Origin of the sequence: Actinocorallia herbida (genome assembly GCF_003751225.1) — a bacterium.
Classification (GTDB): Bacteria; Actinomycetota; Actinomycetes; order Streptosporangiales; family Streptosporangiaceae; genus Actinocorallia; species Actinocorallia herbida.
On sequence record NZ_RJKE01000001.1, the window covers coordinates 1,604,557 to 1,628,480 of the forward strand.

Here is a 23,924-nt window from a genome sequence, read left to right on the forward strand (position 1 = left end):
GAAGGGGACCGGGATGCCGTACGGCGGCCTCCCGGTCCCCCTGGCGTTCGCGAGCCCGGGCCCGCCGTTCCCGCGCGGGCGATTCTGTCGGTGGCGGGCCGTACGGTGGAGGTGGACATTGTGGGAGGTGGACCGTGCGGGACGAACTCGATCTTCAGCGCATCCGCAAGCCCTTCGAGGTCGTCACCGAGATGACGCCGTCGGGGGACCAGCCGGGGGCGATCGCCGCGCTGGCCGAACGGGTCTGGGCGGGGGAGAAGGACTCGGTGCTGCTGGGCGCCACCGGCACCGGCAAGACCGCCACGGTCGCCTGGCTCATCGAGCAGGTGCAGCGGCCGACCCTGGTGATGCTGCCCAACAAGACCATCGCCGCCCAGTTCGCCAACGAGCTGCGCGAGATGCTGCCGGGCAACGCGGTCGAGTACTTCGTCTCCTACTACGACTACTACCAGCCGGAGGCGTACGTCCCGCAGACGGACACCTACATCGAGAAGGACTCCTCGATCAACGACGAGGTGGAGCGCCTGCGGCACTCGGCGACCTCGTCCCTGGTGACCCGGCGGGACGTGGTGGTCGTCGCCTCGGTCTCCTGCATCTACGGCCTCGGCGCGCCCGAGGAGTACATCAACCAGATGATCAAGCTCAAGGTCGGCGACGAGATCGACCGCGACAAGCTGTTGCGCCGCCTGGTGGACATCCAGTACGCGCGCAACGACCTCGCCTTCACCCGCGGCACGTTCCGGGTCCGCGGCGACACCATCGAGGTGATCCCGCAGTACCAGGAGCTCGCCGTCCGGGTGGAGATGTTCGGCGACGAGATCGACAAGCTGTCCACGCTGCACCCGCTCACCGGCGAGGTGCTCGAGGAGCACACCGAGCTGCACATCCTGCCCGCCACCCACTACGGCGCGGGCGAGGAGCGGATGATCAAGGCGATCGAGGGGATCGAGGCCGAGCTGGCCGAGCGCCTGGCCGTCCTGGAGGGCCAGGGCAAGCTGCTGGAGGCCCAGCGGCTGCGCATGCGCACCACCTACGACCTGGAGATGCTGCGCCAGATCGGCTCCTGCTCGGGCATCGAGAACTACTCCCGGCACATGGACGGCCGCGAGGCGGGCACCGCCCCGAACACCCTGCTGGACTTCTTCCCCGACGACTTCCTGCTGGTGGTGGACGAGTCCCACCAGACCATCCCGCAGATCGGCGCGATGTACGAGGGCGACGCCTCCCGCAAGCGCCAGCTCGTCGACCACGGCTTCCGGCTCCCCTCGGCCCTGGACAACCGGCCGCTCAAGTGGGAGGAGTTCCTGGAGCGGATCGGCCAGACCGTCTACCTGTCGGCCACCCCGGGCCCGTACGAGCTCGGCCGGGTCAAAGGCGACGTGGTGGAGCAGGTGATCCGCCCGACGGGCCTGGTCGACCCCCAGATCGTCGTCAAGCCCACCAAGGGCCAGATCGACGACCTGGTGCACGAGATCCGGGTCCGCACCGAGAAGGACGAGCGGGTCCTGGTCACCACCCTCACCAAGAAGATGGCCGAGGACCTCACCGACTACCTGCTGGAGCTGGGCGTCCGCGTCCGGTACCTGCACAGCGAGGTCGACACCCTGCGCCGGATCGAGCTGCTGCGCGAGCTGCGCCAGGGCGAGTTCGACGTGCTGGTCGGCATCAACCTGCTCCGCGAGGGCCTCGACCTGCCCGAGGTCTCCCTGGTGTCGATCCTGGACGCCGACAAGGAGGGCTTCCTGCGCTCGGAGACATCGCTGATCCAGACGATCGGCCGCGCGGCCCGCAACGTCTCCGGCGAGGTCCACATGTACGCCGACAAGATCACCCCGTCGATGGAGCGGGCGATCGACGAGACCAACCGGCGCCGGGCCAAGCAGGAGGCCTACAACACCGAGCACGGCATCGAGCCGACGGCCCTGCGCAAGAGGATCGCCGACATCCTCGACTCCATCGTCCGCGAGGACGAGGACACCGCGGTGATGATGGGCGGCTCCGGCAGGGCCCAGTCGCGCGGGAAGGCCCCCGTGCCGGGCTTCGGCAGCCGCGCCGAGGTCGGCAGGCACACCGCCGATCTGGTCACCGACCGGCCACGTGCGGAGCTGGAGGGCCTGGTCGCCTCGCTGACCGACCAGATGCACCAGGCCGCCGCCGATCTCCAGTTCGAGGTCGCGGCCCGGCTGCGGGACGAGATCAAGGAGCTGAAGCGGGAGCTGCGCGACCTCAAAGAGGCCGGCATCTCCTGAGCAGCGGCAGCACCAGCCGGTCGGCGAGCCGCTCGGCGGCCCCGGGGTCGCTGACGGGGTCGAGCAGCGCCATCCGGTAGCCGAGGTAGGCGGGGACCGCCGAGAAGGCCAGGTCGAGGTCGGCGTCGGGGTCGACCTCGCCGCGCAGGACCGCCCTGCCGACGATGCGCTTGGCGACCTCGTTGCGCGGCAGGATGATCCGGCGCCGGTAGGCCCGGTTGAGCTCGGGGTCCACCGGCAGGCGGGCGGCCAAGGCCGTCATCAGGTCGTGGTGCAGGGCCTGTTCGCGCAGCAGGTCGGAGATGAACGCCACGAGCTCCTCGCGCAGCCCCAGCTCGCCCGGGTCGGGCGGGGTGGGGAAGCAGCCGGCGACCAGCGCCTCCATCAGCAGGTCGGCGATCGCCGGCCAGCGCAGCCGCAGCGCGGGGAGGGAGACCCCGGCCCGGTCGGCCACGGCCTCGTGGGTGAGCGCGGGGTCCGTGCGGAACGCCTCGATGACCGCGGCGTAGATCGGGCCGCGCGCGGCAGACCCCGCCGGGGTCTCCTGGTTGGTCAGGATCACGCCCCCGCCTTCGCAGTCGGTTGCTCTTCGGTTACTCAGAATGGTGAAAAGTGTGGCAATACGACGGGTCGTCCGGAGGGTGTTCCAGCAAAAAGTTCTGACATCTCCTGCGGCGAGGAACGATTCTTCTACCCGTCCCCGCCTCGCCTACCGCTCGGGCGGGTTTCCCCTGGCGAATCGGACGGTCCAGGCCCGTCCCTCCCGCCCCTTGCGGCGCCGCGCGCGGACGATGAGCCGCGTCGTCACGGCCAGCAGGATCACCACGAGGATGATGCCGAGCAGCGGCGCGAGGATCGCCACGACGCTCAGGCCGAGTGAGAACACGTCCTCGGTGGTGCTGAGGACCGGCGCGGCGGTGCCGAGCGTCCCGGCGTTGGCGATCGGCCGGATCGCGCTCTTGGTGCCGTGCACGGTCAGCGCGGTGACGATGCCGATGACCCAGCCGATCCACGGCTGGTCGTGCAGCAGGGACGCCCCGGTGCCGATCGACGCGTCGATCTTCTCGGCCGCGGTGCTCGCGGCCATGACGGCGCCGCCCGCGGCGGGCCGCACGAACGTCATCACCGTGTCGTTGAGGCTGTCGACCAGCGGCACCTTGTCCAGCACGATCTCCGCGGCCAGGAGCACGGCGAGCGCCGTCAGCGCCCACCCGTTCTCCATCCACGCGAACTGCGACGGCAGCACGACCACGTCCCCGTAGCGGGCGAGCACGCCCACCACGAGGATCGGAATGTAGGCGTTGAGCCCCGCCGCGCCGGCAAGCCCGAGCCCAGTCAGAAACGCGAGCATCTGTCCCCCTCCGGACCGGAGGTTCCCCCGGCCGGGCCCGGCGGAACTCCCTTTCCGGTCATTGGACGCACCCGCCCCGCTCCCGGTGCCGAGCGGCGGGGATCCATGCGGGGCCCGCGGCCCGGCCCGTCAGGCCCGCATGGATCATCGCCGCGGGGGGAGCCGCGGCCGTGGGCTCAGTCCTGCGCGGTGAGGGCGGACAGGCGGTCGACGCTGTCCGCGAACTCCTCGACCATGTCGTAGACGACCTGCTTCGCGGGCTTCACGGTGTTCATCAGGCCGACGACCTGGCCGACGAAGTAGTTGACGAGCTGGGTGGCGCCCTCGTTGCCGTTCTCGGCGTGCTTGACGAGGTGGCGCATGGCGGCCTCGGCGACGATCATCTGGAGCGGCATCGGCAGGGCGCCGGGGGAGTCGGGGCCCTCCCACTCGGCGGTCCAGGCGGACTGGAGCTGGCGGGCGGGCTTGCCCGTGCGCGAGCGCGACCGGATGGTGTCCTTGGCGGTCGCCGCCAGCATCTTGGCCTTGACCGTCGACGGGGTCTCGGCCTCCTCGGTGGTCAGCCAGACCGAGCCGCACCACACGCCGGACGCGCCGAGCGCGATCGACGCGGCGACCTGGCGGCCGGTGGCGATGCCGCCCGCGGCCAGCACGGGGATCGGCGCGACCGCGTCGACGACCTGGGGCACCAGCACCATCGTGGAGATCTCGCCGGTGTGCCCGCCGGCCTCGCCGCCCTGCGCGACGATGAGGTCGACGCCCGCCGCGACCTGCCGCGCCGCGTGCTCGACGGTGCCGACGAGCGCGGCGACGGGGACGCCCGCGGCCTTGGCCTTCTCCACCATGATGGGCGGCGGGGTGCCCAGCGCGCTGGCGATGAGCCGGATGCCGTGGTTGAGCGACACGTCGATCAGCTCGGTCGCGCCGCTGCCGGTGACCGCCCGCGAGCCGCTGCGCGCCGCCTTGTCGGCGTTCGCGCCGCGGCCGAGCTCCGGCGCGGGGACGCCGTACTTCTCGAACAGGTGGGTGAGGAACTTCCAGTGCTCGGCGGGGACCGCGGCCAGGGGGTCGCCGCCTTCGCGGGCCGAGGCGTCGATCTTGCCCGGGACCAGCACGTCGACGCCGTAGGGACGGCCGTTGGTCGCCCGGTCGATCCAGGCCAGCTCCTCCTCGAGCCGCTCAGGGCTGTAGGCGACCGCGCCCAGGACGCCGAGCCCGCCCGCGTTGGTGACCGCCGCGACGACGTCCCGGCAGTGGCTGAACGCGAAGATCGGGAACTCGATCCCGAACATCTCGCACACATCGGTCTTCATGGTGCTCCCTCATGATCAGGGTGGGGTGGGAGTCAGGCCGTGCGGAAGACGAGCAGGGGCTCGCCGTCGTCGGGCCGGACGAAGGCCGCCTTGAGGGCGAGACCGGCGGAGGGGTCGTCGACGCCGTCGAGGGCGGCGTGCAGCCACGGGCCCTCGGCCAGTTCGACGAACGCGATGTGCAGGGCGTCGCCCTCGCCGCGTGGGTGCACCTTCGCCCAGGTGATGAGGACGGCGTCGCCGGAAGCCCGGGTCCACTCCAGCGCGGCGCCGCCGCACAGATGGCAGCCGCTCGCCTCGGGGGCGTGCCAGGCCGCGCAGTCGGCGCAGCGCTTGATGACGAGCTCGCCGCGGCCGGCGGCGTCGAAGAACGCGTCGGAGCGGCCGTCGCGGCGGATCGTGGGCGGGGTCATCGGGGTCACCGTCCCGTCGTGGTGCTGGAGCCGGCCTGCGCCGGGCTGAGGATGAGGGTGCTGTGGTGGTCGAGGATGCCGCCGTTGCCGCTGACGAGGATCGTCTCGTTGCGCGCCACCTGGCGCTCCCCGGCCTGGCCGCGGGCCTGGATGATCGCCTCGGACACCGGCGTCATGCCCCACATGTAGTAGCCCGAGAGCTGGCCGCCGCCGGTGTTGGTCGGCAGCGCGCCGCCCGGCCCGAGCGCCCCGGACGCGACGAACTCGCCGCCCTCGCCCTTGGCGCAGAACCCGTAGTCCTCGAGGGTGAGGAGCGTGGTGATGGTGTAGCAGTCGTACAGCTGGCACATCTGGATGTCCGCGACGGTCATCCCGGCCATCTTCAGCGCGGCGGGGCCGGAGATCGTGGCCCCGGTCGTCAGGCCGAAGTCGCTGCCGCGCTCGTACCGGTTGCCCGGGTGGCCCTGGCCCCAGCCGAGGATGTGCACCGCGGGCTGGGCGAGGTCGGCGGCCCGGTCGGCGGCGGTGACGATCACCGCGACCGCCCCGTTGGAGACCAGGCAGCAGTCCAGCAGGTGCAGGGGTTCGACGACCCAGCGGGACGCCTGGTGGTCGGCCGTCGTCATCGGGTCGCGCATCTGCGCGATCGGGTTGAGCCGTGCCCACTCACGGGTGGAGACCGCGACGGCGCCGAGCTGCTCGCTCGTCGTCCCGTACTCGGCCATGTGCCGCTGCGCCGCGAGCGCGTAGAGCGCGTTGACGGACCGGAACCCCTGCGCGGCGGTCATGCCGCCGTAGCCGCGGAACTCCCGCGGCGTGCTGTCGTAGGCCGCGCCCGCGGACACCTTGGGCCGCAGCGGCGCGTCGGCGAAGACGCAGGCGACGGCCGAGGCCGACCCGCTCTGCACCGCCATCGCCGCGCTCGCGATCATCGCCCCGGCCGTCGCGCCGAAGGCGTTCATGACGGTCAGCAGCCGCAGGTCGCGCAGGCCGAGCACGTCGGCCAGCTCGATGCCGGGCGACCCGCCCATGCCGTGGCTGATCAGCAGCCCGTCCAGTTCCTCCAGCGCCAGGCCCGCGTCCGCCGCCGCCAGCCGGACGGCGTCCGCCGCCAGCCTGCGCGCGCTGCGCCCGTACACCTTGCCCATCTCGGTCATGCCGAGACCGGCGATCGCCGCTCCCACCCTGAGCCACCTCCCGGTACTTTTGCGGCAACCATACCGAATGGGATTCGGTCAGGCGATAACAAGGTGGCCGTAGTAGGACGACTTGATCAGCGCCTAAGACACCGGGAGTTCTCGGTGTGCTACCTTGTGCAGCGGTCGTAGCTGTACTTTCGCCTGATCGAGTGTCGATGCCCGCGGAGTTCATCTTTCGCGGGTTTTCGTCATTTATGGGGGAAACTGCCTCGCAGCGGCCACGGGCCCGCGCGGTGCGGGCCCGAGCGACAAACCAGGAGTGCAGTATGGCGCAGGGCACCGTCAAGTGGTTCAACGGTGAGAAGGGTTACGGCTTCATCTCCCAGGATGAGGGCGGCCCGGACGTGTTCGTCCACTTCAGTGCCATCCAGGGTTCGGGCTACCGGAACCTGGAGGAGGCCCAGCGGGTGGAATTCGACATCACCCAGGGTCCCAAGGGTCCGCAGGCGGAGAACGTCCGCGGCCTCTGACCGAACGTGAGCCGAGGCCCCCGTGGGAGACCGCGGGGGCCTCGTGCCATTCCCCCGGCCTCCCCGGTTCGCGGCTCCGGCCGCGTCAGAGCCCCACCGGATCGCGGAGCCGGTCCAGGAGGGCCGCGCTCTCCCGCTCCCAGTGCGGCAGGCCGAGCCGTGCGTGGACCAGCCGTGCGCGCTCGGCGTGCGCGCGGGCCGTCCGGGGCTCGCCCATCGCCGCCGCCAGTTCCGCCAGCACCCGGTGCACCGAGCCGCGCGCGGTGATCCCGATCCCCGCGATGATCAGCTCGTCGCCGTGCGGCAGCAGCCGCCGGTACAGCTCGCCCGGGTCGGGCGTGCCCAGACGGGCGGCGACCTCGCCCCACACCGCCGTCAGATAGCACTGCGTCCACACCGGCCGGATGACCGCGCCCCACCGGGTGACGAGCGCTCGGGCCGTCGCCTCGTCCCCCGCGTCCAGCGCGGCCAGCACCGCGACCGGACGGAGCGGCTCGATCCGCTCCGCGGCCTCCAGCAGTCCCGGCAGCAGCTCACCGACCGTTCCCCACGCCTCGTGGCACGACAGCAGGGCGTTCCACCGGCAGAACTCCAGGCCCCACAGCGTCGAGTCGGCGAGCAGGGCGCTGTAGTCGTCGATCAGGGCCTCGACGTCTCCCCAGCGGCCCTCCAGGACGGCCAGGGCGGTCTCGGCGACCCGGCCCATGCCCTGGACGGTCCGGTCCCTCGTCGCCGTCCCGATCTGCGCGGCCCTGGCGAGTTCGCGGCGGCAGCCGGGCAGGTCACCGCCGCGCACCAGCTCCGTCGCCAGGAACACCCGCGCCACCGCCTCGGCGGCGCCGACCAGCCCGGGGAGCGCCAGCATCTCCGTCAGGGCCGCCAGCCGCTCGGCCTCCCTGCCCGGCACGTAGAGGACGAGCACGAGGTTGTTCAGGGTGCGGGCCAGCAGTGCGGGGTCGCCCGTCCGCCGCGCCGTCGCGACCGCCTCGGCGGCCAGCGGCCCGCCCTCGGCCGACCTGCCCGAGTAGTGCAGCTCCTGCGCCAGGGTGCCGAGCAGCTCTGCTCTGCGCGCGTCCGGCAGCGGCCCGGACAGCGCCGCCTTCAGCAGCGCGATCGTGCGGTCGTCGCTCTCGCCGTAGTCGCGGAACAACCACTGGGAGTGCCCGCCGGAGACGCCCAGCGCGGCCACCAGGATCTCCCGGTCGCCGGCCTGCCCGGCGAGGTCGATCGCGTCGTTCAGGGCCGCGCGGGCGCCCGTGGCGTCGCCGCGCGCCTGGTGCGAGGCGGCCAGCTCGACCAGCAGCGCGCCGCGTCGGGCGGGGTCGGCGGTCCCGAGCGCGGCCAGTGCCCGCCGCCAGTGCGCCGCGGCCTCGTCGTGCGCGTTCTGGGCGGTCGCCTGACGGGCCGCGAGCACGGCGAACTCGACGGCCTTGGCCGCCCCGCCCACGGGTGCGGCCATGCCGTAGTGGTGGGCGAGGGCGGGCAGCCGGACCGTCCGGTCCATCCCGGCGGCGGCCTCGATCGCCTCGCCCACGCGCAGGTGCAGCCGCGAGCGGTCCAGCCGGCTCAGCCCCGAGTACAGCGCGTCCCGCACGAGCGGGTGGGCGAAGCCGTAGTCGAACCCGTCCGGCGCCTCGGTGAGCAGGCCCACCTCCACCGCGGGTTGGAGCCGGTCCAGGACGTCGGCGGCGGACGCGCCGGAGGCGGCGGCGAGGTGTTCGGGGGAGAACTCGCGGCCGAGGACGGCGGCGCACCGCAGAAGCGCGCCGGTCCCGGCGGGCAGCCGCGCGACGCGCCGGGCGATGACCTCCCGGACGGTCACCGGCACGCCGTCGCCGACCCAGCGCTCGGAGACCGGCAGCCGGAGCAGCTCGCCCAGATAGAAGGGGTTGCCCCCTGTCCGCTCGTGAAGGCGGACCTCGACCCTCCGGCCGCCGGGCGCACCGTGCGCCGCGAGGAACGCGCCGACTTCGGCGACGGTCAGGGGCGGCACATCGATCCGCGTCACCCTGTCCTCGCGGGCGAGGACCCCCAGGGCGTCGCCGAGCTGCTCGGGCGCGGCCCCCGGTTCGAGCCGCAGCGTCGCGACCACCACGAGCGGCAGCCGGTGCAGGTCGGCCGCGGCGAACGCCAGCAGCCGCAGCGAGGCCGCGTCGGCCCAGTGCAGATCGTCCAGGACGATCACCTTGGCGGGCCCGGTGGCCAGCGCCGCCACGGCGGCGGAGTGCAGCGCGAAAGGCTCCCGCACGGTCCCGTCGCGACCCGCCAGCATCAGCTCCGCGTCCCGCGCGCCCAAGTCCCCGAGCACCTGGAGCCACGGCCAGAACGCGGGGGCGCCGGTGTCCTCGGCGCACCTGCCCCACGCCGTGGGCAGGCCGAGCGCCTCGGCCTCCGCCGCGATCGCCCGCGCCAGCCGCGTCTTGCCCACCCCCGCCGCACCGCTCAGCAGCACCACGCCGCCCCTGCCGCGCCGCGCCTCCGCCAGCAGCTCGGCGCATCTGCGCAACTCGGGCACCCGCCCCACGAACACCCCGCCCGCCGCACCGGCCCCCGGCACGTCGATCCGGGATCCCTCCACGCCGGGGCCGGTCGTACCGGAACCGGCGGCGCCGGGGTCTGACGCGCCGGGAGGCGGGCCGGCGGGTGCCGCGGCGGGGGAGGCATGGCCGGGGGAGACGGGCACGGACGGTGGTGCGGGGGCGTCCAGGGCGGGGGACTGCTCGAAGACGGCGCGTTCCAGGTCGCGCAGGTCGAGGCCGGGCTCCAGGGCCAGCTCCTCGGCCAGCAGGGCCCGGACGCGGCGGAGCGCGGCGAGCGCGTCGGCCTGCCTGCCCGTGCGGTAGAGGGCGAGGACCAGAAGGGCCCACAGGCGCTCCCGGTACGGGTGCTCGGCCACCAGGCGCTCCAGGTCGGCGACGCACGCGGCGGACTCCCCGAGGTCCAGCGCCGCCTCCATGCGGTGCTCCAGCGCGGTGGCCCGCAGCTCGCCGAAGCGGGTCCGGACCGGCTGGGCGAAGGCGAGCCCGGCGAACTCCGCGAGCGGCTCGCCGCGCCAGAGCGCCAGCGCCCGGTCCAGCAGGGCGCGGGCCTCGGCGCGCGCGCCGCCGCGCAGCGCCCTGCGGCCGTCCTCGGCGAGCGCCTCGAACGCGCCGAGGTCCACCTGGTCCGGCCGCAGCGCGAGCAGGTAGCCCGGCTCGCGGGTGAGCAGCAACCGCGGCTCCGCGCGCGGCGCCCGGTCCGGTTCCAGCGCGCGGCGGAGCTGGGACACGTGCGCCTGGAGCGTCGCCGTGGCGCTCGGCGGCGCGGCGTCCTCCCACACCGCGGCGACGAGCCTGTCGCGCGGGACGACGCGGCCCGGCTCCAGCGCGAGGACCGCCAGCAGGGCCCGCTGCCTGGGCGTGCCGGGACGCGCGGTCCGCGCCCCGAGGTCGGTCTCCAGCACGCCGAACAGACGCACCGCCACTTCCGCCATTGTGCCCTCCGCGACATTCGACACCTCTTGGACGTTCGTGCGGAGGTCCCCGGTTGGCGGCTCTTTCGATCGGGCGCAATCAGCCCGCAAACACAGCGCAAACGGCCCACAAGAGACGACCGCGACAGTGAGGGACCGCGTCGGCGAGACCACCCGGCGCGGCAAGAACGGCGGGGACGGCGGGCCGCCGGAACCGACGGGGAGACGGGCCCGGGCACGCGCCCAGGGCCGCTGGAAAGGGAGAGCACATGACGGGGAACGAGCGGCCGATCGAAGGACTGCGCACGGCGGTGCGCGGCAGGGTCCTGATCGAGGGTGACGCCGGCTTCGAGCGGGCCGCGCTCGGCTGGTCGGTCGGCGTGCCGCAGCGCCCCCGCGCCGTCGTCGAGATCGCCGACGCCGAGGACGCGGCGGCGCTGGTCCGCTACGCGGCGGCGGAGGGCCTGACGCTGGCGGCCCAGCCGAGCGGCCACGGCGCCACCACCGCCCTGGACGGCGCGGTCGTGGTCAGGACGGGCGCGTTGAACGCCGTCGAGATCGACCCGGAGAACCGGGTGGCGAGGGTCGGCGCGGGCGTGCCCTGCGGAGCGCTGCTGGAGGCCGCGGGTGCGTACGGGCTGACCTTCCCGGCGGGCAGCTCGCCGGTGGTGACCGTCGCGGGTTACACGCTCGGCGGCGGCCTCGGCTGGTACGGCCGCAGCAGGGGCCCGGGTTCGGCGTCCGTGCGCGCGCTTGAGGTCGTGGATGCCGACGGCGTGCTCCGCAGGATCTCCGCCGTGGCCGAGCCCGACCTGTTCTGGGCGCTGTGCGGCGGCGGGGGCGACCACGCGCTCGTCACCGCCCTGGAGGTCGAGCTCTTCCCCGCCCCGGAGGTCTACGGCGGACGGCTCGTCTGGCCCGCGCACCAGGCCTTCGCGGTCCTTGAGGCCTATGCCAAGGCGACGGCGGGGGCGCCTGAGGAACTGAGCGTCTGGTGCTCCCTGATGCAGTTCCCGCCCTTCCCCGAGCTGCCCGAGCCGCTGCGCGGGCTCTCGGCGGTCGTCGTGGACGCCGCGCACCTCGGCCCGGCAGAGGAGGGCCGAGCCCTGCTCGCCGCCTTCGAGGCGGTGGACGGCGTGGTCTTCGACACCCGAGGAGCACTGCCCCCCGCCGCGCTCGGGATGATCTGCGCCGAACCGACCGACCCGATGCCGAGCCTGCACCGGGGCGAACTGCTGACCGACCTGGACGGCGCCGCGGCCGTCCTGCGCGACCTGGCCGCCGCCGGGACGGTCCACCCGCTGGTGTTCGTCCAGCTCCGCCACCTCGGCGGCGCCTACACCCGGGTGGACTCCGGCGCCTGCGGCCCGGTCGCCGAGCCGTTCCTGCTGTCGATGATGGGCGTCACGCCCGGCGCGGAGGCCGCCGCCGGCGTGGCCGCCACGCTGGACCGGATCGTCGCGGCGATGGGCCCGGTACTCGCGGGCCGCAAGCCCTACACCTTCCTCGCCGGGGGTGAACGGGTCTCGGCGGCGTTCCCCGCCGAGACCCTGGAGAGGCTCCGCGAGGTGAAGCGCGCTTACGACCCGCACGGCACGTTCCGGAGCAACTTCCCCGTTCTGGACTGACCGGGCCCGGACGGACGGGCGGGGAGGCCCGTCCGTCCGGGGCGGATCCGGCCGGATCAGGTGCGGAACGGGCCGGTGACGCAGTAGGTGATGCCGCCGGAGGACGAGCCGGACGTGCCGCGCTGCGACGAGAAGTACAGGCGGTTCCCGGCCGGGTTGAACGCCGGGCCGGTGATCTCCGAGGACGACTGCCCGGTGATCCGCAGGAACACCGAGATCTTGTCGTCCGGGGTGATCATGTTGATCTCCATGTTGCCGCCGTCCTCGGCGACGTACAGGTCCCCGTAGGACGACCCGGTGATGTTGTCGACGCCCGTGAGCGTCGCGGTGCCGGTGACGAGGCCGTCGTCGTAGGCGAGTTCATAGGTGTTCGTCAGCAGGTTGAGCTGCCACACCCGGTTGTCGCCCTTGGTGGTGAACCAGACGGTGTCGTTCGCGTACCAGCAGCCCTCGCCGCCGTTGAAGGACTTCGAGCCGGAGACCTGGGTGCGGGTCGTGGTGGGGGAGCCGTCGGGGTCGGGGACGGTCGTCCAGGTGAAGGAGCCGGAGGTGGCGGTCCCGGCGACCAGCACCTGGAGGGTGCCGGCGGACAGGTTCCCCCAGGTGGTCGGGACGAACCGGTAGAACCTGCCGTTGGTCTCGTCCTCGGTCAGGTAGATGACCTGGCGGACGGGGTCGGCCGCCGCGGCCTCGTGCTTGAAGCGGCCCATCGCCGGGCGCGCGACGGCGGTGCCGCCGAACGGGTACGTCTCCCAGACCCGCCCGAGGCTGATCTCCTCGCACGACAGCCAGGTGTTCCACGGGGTCTTGCCGCCCGCGCAGTTGGTGCTGGTGCCCGACAGGATCCGCGACGCCGCCGTCACGTTGCCGGAGGCGTCGAACTTGATCATCGAGGCGCCGCCGGCGCTCACCTCGGAGTTCGAGGTGTAGATCCAGCCGGTGCCGTCGGCGAAGCACGCGCCGCCGTCCGGGGCCTGGTGCCAGCTGTAGGACGTGCCGGACACCACCTGGCCGGTCCGGGCGACGACCTGGCTGGTGAACCCGGAGGGCAGTTGGATGCCGTTGGCGTCGGCGGCGAGCAGCGCGCCGTAGGGGGACGTGGCGTTCTGCGCGGGCGCGGCGAGCGCGCCCTTCACCAGGGATCCGGAGAATGCTGCGGTTCCGGCGGCGAGCACGCTCGCGCGCATGAAGACACGACGGTCCATGGGGGGTCTCCTTGGGAGGAAGGACGGTGCGCTTCGGTTCTCTCCGCGCACGGCGTCCTCGGGGGCTCCGCAGGATGGCCGTCAGGTGTCGATCAGATGGCAGGCATTTTTCGCATATCGGATATCGGTCGTCACTTTCCTGCGAAACGATCCGTGGCCTCGATCAGGCGGTGCAGGATGCCCGGTTCGTCGAAGGCGTGGCCCGCGCCGTCGACGAGGTGGAACTCGGCCTCCGGCCAGGCCTGGTGGAGGTCCCAGGCGGTCGCGGCGGGGGTGCACATGTCGTACCTGCCCTGGACGATCACCGCGGGGATGTGCCGGATCTTGTCGAGGTTGTCCAGGATCCACTCGTCGGAGGAGAAGAACCCGCCGTTGGTGAAGTAGTGGTTCTCGATCCGGGCGAAGGTGACCGCGAAGTCGGGGTGGGCGAACTGCCCGGCGTGCTCGGCGTCCGGCAGCAGCGTGATCGTGGCGCCCTCCCAGGTGGCCCACGCCAGGGCGGCCGGGACCCGGACGGCCGGGTCGGGGTCGTTCAGCCGCTCGTGGAACGCCTCCAGGAGGTTCTCCCGCTCCTCCTCCGGGATCGGCGCGACGTACTTCTCCCACAGGTCGGGGAAGATCAGCGAGGCGCCGTACTCGTAGAACCAGAACAGCTCGAACGGGCGCAGCATGAAGATCCCGCGCAGGACCAGTTCCGTCGTCCGCTCCGGGTGGGTGATCGCGTAGGCCAGCGCGAGGCAGCTGCCCCAGGAGCCGCCGAAGACCAGCCACGCCTCGATGCCGAGGTGCTCGCGGAGCTGCTCCATGTCGTCGATGAGGTGCCACGTGGTGTTGCGCGCCAGCGACACCTCGGGGTCGGCCGCCGAAGGCAGGCTCCGCCCGCAGTTGCGCTGGTCGAACAGGACGATCCGGTACCGCTCCGGATCGAACTGGCGGCGGTGGGCGGGCGTGCAGCCTCCGCCGGGGCCTCCGTGCAGCATGACCACCGGCTTGCCCTGCGGGTTGCCGCAGACCTCCCAGTAGATCTCGTCGCCGTCCGGCGTCGTCAGCGTTCCGGAGTCATACGGTTCGATCTGTGGATACAGGGTGCGCGGCTCCATGATCTGACATTCTGTCAGCACAGCCGAACTCCCGTGACGGTGCCCGTATGGTGGGACGGGGGAGACAGACCCGCTGCCCGGTCGTAGAGTCTTCCCTCAACGACGTCGTGATGATCCCCTGATGGAGTCTTTACCGTGAGTGACCTCAACGGAACAGGCGGCCAGCGCCCCGCACAGCCAGGCGGCCTGTCCTGGTCGCCTTCCCCCGCGCAGGCGCCCCGGGAACTCCTCACCGCGCCTCCGCTGGCCGCGCCCACCGGCAAGGCCGCCGCGTCGAACGACCCGACCCTCGCCGCGGGCTGGGATCTCGTCGACCGGCTCAAGCAGATGGCCGAGCTGCTGGGCGAGGCGCTGTCGGCCGGTGAGCGCCGCATCAGCGACGTGCAGACCGAGGCCCAGGCCCAGCTCGCCGCCGCGCAGAGCGAGCGGGAGAAGTCCCAGCGCGACGCCGCGACCGCGTGGGCGGAGGTGCAGCGCACCCGCACCCGCGCCGAGACCGCGGAGCGGCGCGTCACCGAGACCGAGGCCGCGATGCGGCAGCTGGTCACCCAGCACGACAACATGCAGGCCGCCCGCGACGACGCCCTGCGCTCGGTCGAGGAGTCCTCCAACGCCCGGCGCGTCGCCGAGGAACGGATCGCCGAGCTGTCCCGGGCGATGGAGACCGTCCGCACCGAGCTGGCCTCGGTCCGCGCGGCCCTCACGGACGCCGAGAAGACCTCCCAGGCCCTCCAGGTGGCCGCGGGCAACGCCGCGCAGGAGGCCGACGAGGCGCGCCGTCAGGCGGGCGAGGCGGGCCGTCAGGCCGCCGAGTCGGCCCGCCAGGCCGAGGACTCCCGCCGCCGGGCCGACGCCGCCGAGGGCGAGCGCGCCAACGCGATGGAGACCGCGGCACAGGCGCTGGAGCAGGCCAAGATCTCCGAGGCCGCCCGCGAGGCCGCCCAGCAGGACAAGGCGCGCGCCGAGTCCGAGGCGACCCTGGCGCTCTCGCGCTCCGAGCAGCTCACCCGCGAGCGCGACGGGGCGATGAGCGCCGTCCGCCAGATCGCCACCGAGCGCGACGACGCCCTCGCCAAGATCAAGGAGCGGGACGCCTGGGTCGACCAGCTCGCCGAGGCGGTCACCGAGCAGCGCGCCCAGCTCGGCGCCCTGTCCCAGGAGCGCGACGCCGCCCGCAACGCCGCCGACCAGGCCCGCAGCCTCATCGACGAGCTCACCCGCCAGCTCCGCGTCATCATGCCGTCCTCCCCGCTGCACAACCACGCGGCGCTCTCCGAGGTCGGCGCCACCATGACCGACCGCAACGGCTTCCCGGGATAACCCCCGCGACCTGACGAACGCCCCGGCCGCGAAACGCGGCCGGGGCGTTCGTTCGCGCCGTCGGGGAGGCCTGATCGCGAGCGTCGCGATCAGGCCGCGACGCTGCGGCGTCGGGCAAGTGTTATTCTGGTACCCCGTGGACAGGGTGGTCTTCCACCTGGTCGGCACCGCCGGAGCGGTGGGCATAGCCCGCACCGCCGGCCCACCGCAAACCGCCGCACAACGACCACGGGAGTTCTTTTGCGCCTCGCAGATTCCTCGCGCACGACCAAGCATCTCTTCGTCACCGGCGGCGTCGCCTCCAGCCTCGGCAAGGGTCTGACGGCCTCCAGCCTGGGGCGCCTGCTGACGCTGCGCGGCCTGCGGGTGACGATGCAGAAGCTCGACCCGTACCTCAACGTCGACCCCGGCACGATGAACCCGTTCCAGCACGGTGAGGTCTTCGTCACCGACGACGGGGCCGAGACCGACCTGGACATCGGCCACTACGAGCGCTTCCTGGACACCGAGCTGCACGGCAGCGCGAACGTCACCACGGGCCAGGTCTACTCGAACGTGATCGCCAAGGAGCGCCGCGGGGAGTACCTCGGCGACACCGTCCAGGTGATCCCGCACATCACCAACGAGATCAAGGACCGCATCCGCGGCATGGCGGGCCCCGACGTCGACGTCGTGATCACCGAGGTCGGCGGCACGGTCGGCGACATCGAGTCGCTGCCGTTCCTGGAGGCCGTCCGCCAGATCCGGCACGAGATAGGCCGGGACAACGTGTTCTTCCTGCACGTGTCGCTGCTGCCCTACATCGGCCCGTCCGGCGAGCTCAAGACCAAGCCGACCCAGCACTCCGTCGCGGCCCTGCGCAACATCGGCATCCAGCCCGACGCGATCGTGCTGCGCTCGGACCGCCCGGTCTCGCAGAGCATCAAGCACAAGATCAGCCTCATGTGCGACGTCGACCGCGAGGCCGTCGTGTCCTGCGTGGACGCCCCGTCGATCTACGACATCCCCAAGGTGCTGCACGCCGAGGGCCTGGACGCCTACGTGGTCCGCCGCCTCGACCTGCCCTTCCGGGACGTCGACTGGGGCGTGTGGGACGACCTCCTGCGCCGCGTGAAGGAGCCCAAGCACGAGGTCGAGATCGCCATGGTCGGCAAGTACATCGACCTGCCCGACGCCTACCTGTCGGTCACCGAGGCGCTGCGCCACGGCGGTTTCGCCAACGAGGCCCGGGTGAAGATCCGCTGGGTCAAGTCCGACGACTGCCAGACCCCCGAGGGCGCCAAGGCCCAGCTCGACGGCGTCGACGGCGTCCTCATCCCGGGCGGCTTCGGCGTCCGCGGCATCGAGGGCAAGCTCGGCGCGATCCGGCACGCCCGCGAAAGCCACCTGCCGACCCTCGGCATCTGCCTGGGCCTCCAGTGCATGGTCATCGAGGCGGCCAGGAACGTCGCCGGGATCCCCGACGCCGACAGCGCCGAGTTCGACGAGCACACGAAGCACCCGGTCGTGTCCACGATGGCCGACCAGCTCGACGTGATCTCCGGCGAGCGCGACCTCGGCGGCACCATGCGGCTCGGCCTCTACCCGGCCGACCTCGCCGAAGGCTCCATCGTCCGTGAGCTGTACGACGGCGCCCCGCGCGTCTCCGAGCGGCACCGCCACCGCTTCGAGGTCAACAACGCCTACCGGGGCGACCTGGAGAAGGCGGGGATCGTCTTCAGCGGCCTGTCGCCCGACGGCCGGCTCGTGGAGTACGTCGAGCTGCCGCGCGACGTCCACCCGTTCTTCGTGGCCACCCAGGCGCACCCGGAGTTCCGCTCCCGGCCGACCCGCGCGCACCCGCTGTTCGCGGGCCTGGTCGCGGCGGCGCTCGACCGCAAGGGCTGATCAGGGGGAAGATGATCGCCATGGACCTGCGCGACATCCCCGAGAGGTGGCCCACCGTCGGGTCCACCCAGCACTTCAAGGGCCGGATCATCACCGTCGTCGAGGACGACGTGGTGATGCCCGGCGCGGACGGCCCCGAGACGGTGCGGCGCGAGTACGTGACGCACCCGGGCGCCGTCGGGACCCTCGCCCTGGACGACCAGGGCAGGGTCCTGCTCCTGCGGCAGTACCGCCACCCGTGCGCCCACCTGCTGTGGGAGCTGCCCGCGGGGCTCAGGGACGTCGACGGCGAGCCGATGTGGCGCACCGCCGAGCGGGAGCTGCTGGAGGAGGCCGGGTACCGGGCGGAGACCTGGCACACCCTCGTCGACACGTTCCAGACGCCCGGCATGAGCGACGAGAAGGTCCGGGTGTTCCTCGCCCGCGGCCTGTCCGAGGTGCCCGCCGCGGAGATCGACTTCGTGCGGGTGCACGAGGAGGCCGACCTGGCGCAGGAGTGGGTGCCGCTGGACGAGGCGGTCGCCGCGGTGCTCGGCGGCCGGGTGCACAACGCCCTGGCCGTCTCGGCGATCCTCGCGCTGTTCGCCGCGCGGGCGCGCGACTTCGCCGACCTGCGCGACAGGGAGGTCCCGTTCGGCCCGCAGGCTCCCGCCGGGGCCGGTGACGCCTGACACACCCCCCTGCGCCGCGCGCGCCGTGCACCTGCGGAACCGTGCCGCCGACACGCGCGTCCGCCAGGAACTCGACGGGAGACGCCTCGGCGGCGACGGCGCAGGTCTACACTCGGGTAACGGACCGAGATCCGCGTGAGGCGTTCGCGCCGGCGCACTCCCGCGCCAGCAGCGCGGCCTCCGTGACTCCCGCGAGTCGTGTTGCCGCTGCTGCCCGTGGCGTCTTAGGCTCGCGACGACGATGGCGTGTCCGCGCCGTCGGGGAGGTTTGAACCTGATGCCAGACGCAGGCGCGGAAAGCGTGCTCTCAGCGGCGATCGCCACCGAGCCCGGAGGCGCGCTGGGTCCCACCCGACGGCCCGTCCCGACGTTCCCCGACCCGGCGCCGCTGGCCGAGCACGGCCCGGCCCGCATCGTGGCGATCTGCAACCAGAAGGGCGGCGTCGGCAAAACGACGACGACCATCAACCTCGGCGCGGCGCTCGCCGAGCAGGGCCGCCGCGTCCTGCTCGTCGACTTCGACCCGCAGGGCGCCCTGTCGGTCGGCCTCGGCCAGGGCGACCCGCGGCAGCTCGAGGTCACCGTCCACAACATGCTGCTCGAGAGCGACACCGAGTGGGACGACATCCTCCTGGAGACGACGGTCGACGGCATGCACCTGCTGCCGTCGAACATCGACCTCTCCGGCGCGGAGGTCCAGCTCGTCCACGAGGTCGGCCGCGAGTACATCCTTTCGGGCAAGCTCAAGTCGGCCTGCGAGCACTACGACTACGTGCTCATCGACTGCCAGCCGTCGCTGGGCCTGCTCACCATCAACGCGCTCGCCGCGGCCCAGGGCGTCATCGTGCCGCTGGAGTGCGAGTACTTCGCGATGCGCGGGGTGGCGCTGCTCATGGAGACCATCGAGAAGGTCCAGCAGCGGATCAACCCCACCCTGGTGATCGACGGCTTCCTCGGCACCATGTACGACTCGCGCACCCTGCACACCCGCGAGGTGCTCCAGCGGATCGTCCAGGCGTTCGGCGACAAGGTCTTCCACACCGTCATCAACCGCACGGTCCGGTTCCCCGACGCCACCGTCATGGGCGAGCCGATCACCACCTTCGACCCGTCCTCCATGGGCGCCAGCCACTACCGCGAGCTGGCCAAAGAGGTCATCCAGCGCTGGCAGCAGCTCACTTAGGGGTGTTCGCCTCCACTAGGCTCGACGCCGTGGAGGAGCTGCAGAGGGAAGAGGAGACCGGCAAGGGCTTCCAGGTTCACCTGGACGTCTTCTCCGGTCCTTTCGACCTGCTCCTCGGCCTGATCGCCAAGCACAAGCTGGACATCACCGAGGTCGCGCTCCACAAGGTCACCGACGAGTTCATCGCCCACATCCGGACCCTCGGGCGGAGCTGGGACCTCGATCAGGCGTCCCACTTCCTGCTCGTCGCGGCGACCCTGCTGGACCTGAAGGCGGCTCGGCTGCTTCCGTCCGGCGAGGTCGACGACGAAGACGACCTGGCCCTGCTGGAGGCGCGCGACCTGCTCTTCGCGCGGCTGATCCAGTACCGGGCCTACAAGTCCGTCGCCAAGGCGTTCGAGGCGTGGATGGCCGAGGAGGCCCGGCGCTACCCGCGCCTGGTGCCCATGGAGCCTCGGTTCGCCAACCTGCTGCCCGAGGTGCTGCTGGGACTCGGCCCCGCGGAGTTCGCCTCCCTGGCCCGGCGGACCTTCCAGCCCAAACCCGCCCCGCCGGGTGTTTCGGTCACCCACATGTACACGCCGCAGGCGAGCGTGGAGGAACAGGGCGCTATCCTTGTGGCGATGCTGCGGCGCCTGCGAAAGGCCACTTTCCGGACGCTGACCGCAGACTGCGCGGGCACCTTCGAGGTCGTCGCCCGCTTCCTGGCCCTCCTGACGCTCTACCGCGAGCAGGCTGTGGCGTTCGAGCAGATCGAACCCCTGGGTGAGCTGCACGTCACCTGGACCGGAAGCGAGGAAGGCGACATCGCGCTCGACGACGAGTTCGAGTCGCCGCCCGCGCAGGACGCAGACCAGGCCGGCGACCCCGGACCCGACGAGGAACACGACCCAGGAGGCCGGCCATGAGCGTCCCGACCGAGGAGCTTCCGCCGCTCAAGGCGTCCCTGGAGGCCGTCCTCATGGTCGTCGACGAGCCCGTGGCCGAGATCACCCTCGCCCAGCTCCTCGAGGTCCCCACCGTGCAGGTCGCCGCGGCCCTCGCCGAGCTCGCCGGGGAATACCGCGCGCAGGGCCGGGGGTTCGAGTTGAGGGAGATCGCGGGAGGCTGGCGGTTCTACACCGCCGAGTTCTGCGCCCCCGTGGTCGAGCGCTTCGTCACCGAAGGACAGCAGACCCGCATCACCCAGGCGGCGCTGGAGACCCTTTCGGTGATCGCCTACCGCCAGCCCGTCAGCCGGGCACGGGTCTCGGCGATCCGCGGCGTCAACAGCGACGGCGTCATCCGGACGCTCACGCTGCGCGGCCTCATCGAGGACGCCGGCCAGGACCCCGAGTCCCAGGCCACCCTTTACCGCACCACGGGCTACTTCCTGGAGCGGCTGGGGCTGCGCTCCCTGGAGGAGCTGCCCGAGCTCGCGCCGCACCTGCCCGACGAGATCACCGACATCGAGGACGTCTCAGCATGAACACCACCGGCGACGCCACCAGCGGCGAGGGCGTCCGCCTCCAGAAGGTCCTCGCCGACGCGGGGGTCGGCTCGCGCCGCGCCTGCGAGCAGATCATCTCCGCGGGCCGCGTGAAGGTCAACGGCCAGACCGTCAGCTGGTTCGGCGAACGCGTCGACCCGCAGACCGACGAGATCCAGGTCGACGGGCGCAAGATCTCCACCTGGAACGAGTTCCGCTACTACGCGGTCAACAAGCCGATCGGCGTGGAGAGCACCATGGCCAAGGGCCACGGCAACCGCACCCTGATCGACTTCGTCGAGGACCTGACCGAGCGGATCTACCACGTCGGCCGCCTCGACACCGACACCGAGGGCCTGCTCCTGCTCACCAACGACGGGGAGCTGGCGCACCGCCTGACCCACCCGTCGTACGGCGTGACCAAGACCTACCTCGCCGACGTGCCCGCGCCGATCCCGCGCGACCTCGGCCGCCGGCTGCGCACGGGCGTCGTGCTGGAGGACGGGCCCGTCAAGGTCGACGGGTTCAGCCTCGTCGAGACGACCGGCAAGCGCGCGCTCGTGGAGGTCGTCCTGCACGAAGGGCGCAAGCACATCGTCCGGCGCCTGCTCAAGGAGGTCGGATTCCCGGTGCGGCGCCTCGCCCGCACCGCGTTCGGCCCGATCCAGCTCGGCAGGCTCAAGCCGGGCGGGGTGCGCGCGCTGACGGAGAAGGAAGTGGCGGAGCTCTACAAGGCGGTCGGCCTGTAGCCGTCCCCGAGCGCCGCGGTTCAGTTTGAGTCCAGGAGGAAAAGTGGCAGTACGCGCCCTGCGGGGAGCCATCCAGGTGGACGCCGACGACAGGGACCAGATCCTTGAGGCGACCACCGAGCTGGTGGCCGAGGTGATGTCCCGCAACGAGCTGACCACCGACGACGTCATCAGCGTGATCTTCACCAGCACCCCCGACCTGACGTCCGAGTTCCCCGCGCTGGCCGCGCGCAAGCTCGGGTTCAGCGAGGTCCCGCTGATCTGCGCCACCGAGATCGACAAGCCCGGTGCGCTGCCGCTGGTGATCAGGCTCATGGCGCACATCGAGACCGACAAGCCCCGCTCGGCGATGCAGCACGTCTACCTGCGCGGCGCGACCGCGCTGCGCGTCGACATCGCCCAGTGACGCCCTCCCACCCCGGTAAGGTCCCTCCCGTGACGCAGAACCCGCGAGTCGTCGTGATCGGCACCGGCCTCATCGGCACCTCGGTGGCGCTCGCTCTGCGCGGCCAGGGCGCCGAGGTGCTGCTGGCCGACTCCGACGCCGCGTCCCTGGCCATGGCGGTCGAACTCGGCGCGGGCACCGCCCTCGCCGAGTCGTCCGGCGGCCCCGCCGACATCGCCGTCCTGGCGGTGCCCCCGGCGTCGGTCGCCCGGGTGCTCGCCGAGGCCCAGAAGGAGGGCATGGCCCGGTACTACACCGACGTCGCCAGCGTGAAGGCCCGCCCCGTCATGGACGCGATCGAACTCGGCTGCGACCTCGCCGGGTACGTCCCCGGGCACCCGCTGGCCGGGCGCGAGCGCTCCGGCCCCGCCGCGGCCCGCGCCGACCTGTTCCTCGGCCGCCCCTGGGCGCTGTGCCCGACCCCGGCGACCGACCCCGCGGCCCTGGAGGCCGTGACGGAACTGGCCCGCGCGTGCGGCGCCGAGGTCCACCTCGTCGACCCGATCGAGCACGACAAGGCGGTCGCGCTGGTCAGCCACGGCCCGCACGTGGTGTCCGCGGCCGTCGCGGCCCGTCTCGAGCAGGCCCCCGACGTCGCCCTCGACCTCGCCGGGACGGGAGTGCGCGACGTCACCCGGATCGCCGCCAGCGACCCGGCCCTATGGGTCGGCATCCTCACGGCCAACGCCGAACCCGTCGCCGAGGTGCTCGACGCCGTCGCCGCCGACCTGGCCCTGGCCGCGGCCATGCTGCGCGCCTCCTCCAGCGCCGGACCCGACGTCGCCGAGGTGATCATGGCCAAGGTCGGCGATCTGCTCGGCCGCGGCAACACCGGCCGCGCCCGCATCCCCGGCAAGCACGGCGGCACCCCGGTGACGGACGCGCTCGTCCAGGTCGTCATCCCCGACCGGCCCGGCGAACTCGCCCGCATCTTCGAGGCCGCCGGCGACGCCGGGGTCAACATCGAGGACGTGTCGATCGAGCACTCGCCCGGCCTCCCCGTCGGTGTGGCGGAACTCTCCGTCAAGCCCGAGGCCGCCGAGACCCTCGCGCTGGCCCTGCGCGAGCGCGGCTGGTCCGTCCCCGTCCTGCCCTGACCCCCTTCCGCCGGTCCGCGCGGCCCGGCAGACCCGCGAAAGAGTGAGAAATGACGCTGATCATCGCCATGGACGGCCCGTCCGGCTCCGGCAAGTCGAGCGCGGCCAAGGGAGTGGCCCGCGTCCTCGGGTACCGTTATCTGGACACCGGCGCCATGTACCGAGCAGTCACCTGGTGGATGCTCGATCAGGGCGTCGATGTCGAGGACGCGGCGACGGTCGCGCTGCGCGCCCCCGAGGTCTCCCTGGAGATCAGCACCGACCCCGACGCCCCCGGCGTCTTCGTCGGCGGGGCCGACGTCTCCGAGCCCATCCGCTCCGCGGAGGTCACCGGAGCGGTCAGCGCGGTGAGCCGGGTGCCGGAGGTGCGCGGGCTGCTGGTCCGCCTCCAGCGTGAGATCATGGCCGCCGGGGCCATCGTGGCCGAGGGCCGCGACATCGGCACCGTGGTCGCGCCGGACGCCCCCGTCAAGGTCTTCCTCACCGCCAGCGAGGAGGCCAGGGCCCAGCGCCGGGCCAAGGAGATCGCCAACCCCTCTGTCTCGGTCCAGGCCACTCAGGCCGACCAGGCGAGGCGGGACAAGCTGGACTCCACCCGTGCCACGTCCCCCCTGACCAAGGCCGACGACGCCGTGGAGATCGACTCGACCGAGCTGGGGCTCGCCGAGGTGATCGACGCGGTCGTGCGGCTCGTGAAAGAGCGCGCCTAGCACCGGATGACGAGTCCT

The 23,924-nt window shown here is 72.5% G+C and carries 21 protein-coding genes; 13 read left to right on the plus strand and 8 right to left on the minus strand.

Annotated elements, in window-relative coordinates; translation table 11 throughout:
• Positions 1 to 134: 134 nt before the first annotated feature.
• On the plus strand, positions 135 to 2,249 hold the full coding sequence (gene uvrB / locus EDD29_RS07600) for an excinuclease ABC subunit UvrB (protein ID WP_123663647.1): 2,115 nt from the start codon (positions 135 to 137) through the stop codon (positions 2,247 to 2,249).
• Here the strand turns inward: uvrB and EDD29_RS07605 are convergent.
• The 5 genes from EDD29_RS07605 to EDD29_RS07625 all read right to left on the minus strand — a co-directional run bounded on the left by EDD29_RS07605 (position 2,227) and on the right by EDD29_RS07625 (position 6,507).
• Positions 2,227 to 2,811: a TetR-like C-terminal domain-containing protein gene (locus EDD29_RS07605; RefSeq protein ID WP_123663649.1), complete on the minus strand. Its 585-nt coding sequence runs from the start codon at positions 2,809 to 2,811 to the stop codon at positions 2,227 to 2,229. The two genes, uvrB and EDD29_RS07605, sit on opposite strands and share 23 nt — an antisense overlap.
• A 147-nt stretch (positions 2,812 to 2,958) precedes the next feature.
• Complete coding sequence (locus EDD29_RS07610; protein ID WP_123663651.1) at positions 2,959 to 3,600, minus strand: DUF4126 family protein; 642 nt, start codon at positions 3,598 to 3,600, stop codon at positions 2,959 to 2,961.
• A gap of 176 nt (positions 3,601 to 3,776) precedes the next feature.
• On the minus strand, positions 3,777 to 4,913 hold the full coding sequence (locus tag EDD29_RS07615) for an NAD(P)H-dependent flavin oxidoreductase (RefSeq protein WP_123663653.1): 1,137 nt from the start codon (positions 4,911 to 4,913) through the stop codon (positions 3,777 to 3,779).
• Positions 4,914 to 4,945: 32 nt separating this feature from the next.
• Positions 4,946 to 5,323, minus strand: coding sequence for a Zn-ribbon domain-containing OB-fold protein (locus EDD29_RS07620; protein WP_123663655.1), 378 nt, complete (start codon positions 5,321 to 5,323; stop codon positions 4,946 to 4,948).
• A gap of 5 nt (positions 5,324 to 5,328) precedes the next feature.
• On the minus strand, positions 5,329 to 6,507 hold the full coding sequence (locus tag EDD29_RS07625) for a thiolase family protein (protein WP_211359596.1): 1,179 nt from the start codon (positions 6,505 to 6,507) through the stop codon (positions 5,329 to 5,331).
• A gap of 281 nt (positions 6,508 to 6,788) precedes the next feature.
• Here EDD29_RS07625 and EDD29_RS07630 point away from each other — a divergent pair, with 281 nt between their 5' ends.
• Positions 6,789 to 6,992: a cold-shock protein gene (locus EDD29_RS07630; protein WP_123663657.1), complete on the plus strand. Its 204-nt coding sequence runs from the start codon at positions 6,789 to 6,791 to the stop codon at positions 6,990 to 6,992.
• A gap of 85 nt (positions 6,993 to 7,077) precedes the next feature.
• On the opposite strand, the gene EDD29_RS07635 is transcribed toward EDD29_RS07630, so the two are convergent.
• Complete coding sequence (locus EDD29_RS07635; RefSeq protein WP_170201316.1) at positions 7,078 to 10,455, minus strand: ATP-binding protein; 3,378 nt, start codon at positions 10,453 to 10,455, stop codon at positions 7,078 to 7,080.
• 257 nt (positions 10,456 to 10,712) lie between these two features.
• On the opposite strand from EDD29_RS07635, the gene EDD29_RS07640 reads away from it, so the two are divergent.
• The gene (locus EDD29_RS07640; protein ID WP_123663661.1) at positions 10,713 to 12,071 is read left to right on the plus strand and encodes an FAD-binding oxidoreductase; all 1,359 of its coding nucleotides are present in this window, start codon (positions 10,713 to 10,715) and stop codon (positions 12,069 to 12,071) included.
• A gap of 56 nt (positions 12,072 to 12,127) precedes the next feature.
• On the opposite strand, the gene EDD29_RS07645 is transcribed toward EDD29_RS07640, so the two are convergent.
• A complete protein-coding gene (locus tag EDD29_RS07645) occupies positions 12,128 to 13,276 on the minus strand; it encodes an alkaline phosphatase PhoX (RefSeq protein WP_123663663.1) in 1,149 nt (382 codons plus the stop codon).
• A gap of 131 nt (positions 13,277 to 13,407) precedes the next feature.
• The gene (gene pip / locus EDD29_RS07650) at positions 13,408 to 14,376 is read right to left on the minus strand and encodes a prolyl aminopeptidase (protein WP_123663665.1); all 969 of its coding nucleotides are present in this window, start codon (positions 14,374 to 14,376) and stop codon (positions 13,408 to 13,410) included.
• 135 nt (positions 14,377 to 14,511) lie between these two features.
• Here pip and EDD29_RS07655 point away from each other — a divergent pair, with 135 nt between their 5' ends.
• From EDD29_RS07655 to cmk, 10 genes are all read left to right on the plus strand, one after another.
• On the plus strand, positions 14,512 to 15,696 hold the full coding sequence (locus EDD29_RS07655) for a coiled-coil domain-containing protein (RefSeq protein ID WP_123663667.1): 1,185 nt from the start codon (positions 14,512 to 14,514) through the stop codon (positions 15,694 to 15,696).
• A gap of 240 nt (positions 15,697 to 15,936) precedes the next feature.
• Entirely contained in the window at positions 15,937 to 17,583 is a 1,647-nt protein-coding gene (locus EDD29_RS07660) for a CTP synthase (RefSeq protein ID WP_123663669.1), read from the plus strand.
• Between the two features lie 11 nt (positions 17,584 to 17,594).
• Positions 17,595 to 18,254, plus strand: coding sequence for an NUDIX domain-containing protein (locus EDD29_RS07665; protein WP_123663671.1), 660 nt, complete (start codon positions 17,595 to 17,597; stop codon positions 18,252 to 18,254).
• Positions 18,255 to 18,531: 277 nt separating this feature from the next.
• On the plus strand, positions 18,532 to 19,437 hold the full coding sequence (locus EDD29_RS07670) for a ParA family protein (RefSeq protein WP_246052578.1): 906 nt from the start codon (positions 18,532 to 18,534) through the stop codon (positions 19,435 to 19,437).
• A gap of 38 nt (positions 19,438 to 19,475) precedes the next feature.
• Positions 19,476 to 20,345: a segregation and condensation protein A gene (locus tag EDD29_RS07675; protein ID WP_123670340.1), complete on the plus strand. Its 870-nt coding sequence runs from the start codon at positions 19,476 to 19,478 to the stop codon at positions 20,343 to 20,345.
• Positions 20,342 to 20,905, plus strand: coding sequence for an SMC-Scp complex subunit ScpB (scpB, locus tag EDD29_RS07680; RefSeq protein WP_123663676.1), 564 nt, complete (start codon positions 20,342 to 20,344; stop codon positions 20,903 to 20,905). The genes EDD29_RS07675 and scpB overlap by 4 nt, the downstream gene beginning before the upstream one ends.
• A complete protein-coding gene (locus EDD29_RS07685; protein ID WP_123663678.1) occupies positions 20,902 to 21,654 on the plus strand; it encodes a pseudouridine synthase in 753 nt (250 codons plus the stop codon). The genes scpB and EDD29_RS07685 overlap by 4 nt, the downstream gene beginning before the upstream one ends.
• A 43-nt stretch (positions 21,655 to 21,697) precedes the next feature.
• Positions 21,698 to 22,060, plus strand: coding sequence for a chorismate mutase (aroH, locus tag EDD29_RS07690; RefSeq protein ID WP_123663679.1), 363 nt, complete (start codon positions 21,698 to 21,700; stop codon positions 22,058 to 22,060).
• Between the two features lie 29 nt (positions 22,061 to 22,089).
• Entirely contained in the window at positions 22,090 to 23,196 is a 1,107-nt protein-coding gene (locus EDD29_RS07695; RefSeq protein WP_123663681.1) for a prephenate dehydrogenase, read from the plus strand.
• A gap of 50 nt (positions 23,197 to 23,246) precedes the next feature.
• Positions 23,247 to 23,906 carry a (d)CMP kinase gene (gene cmk / locus EDD29_RS07700; RefSeq protein ID WP_123663684.1) on the plus strand — a complete coding sequence of 220 codons (660 nt, stop codon included), beginning with the start codon at positions 23,247 to 23,249 and terminating at the stop codon, positions 23,904 to 23,906.
• Positions 23,907 to 23,924: the final 18 nt, after the last annotated feature.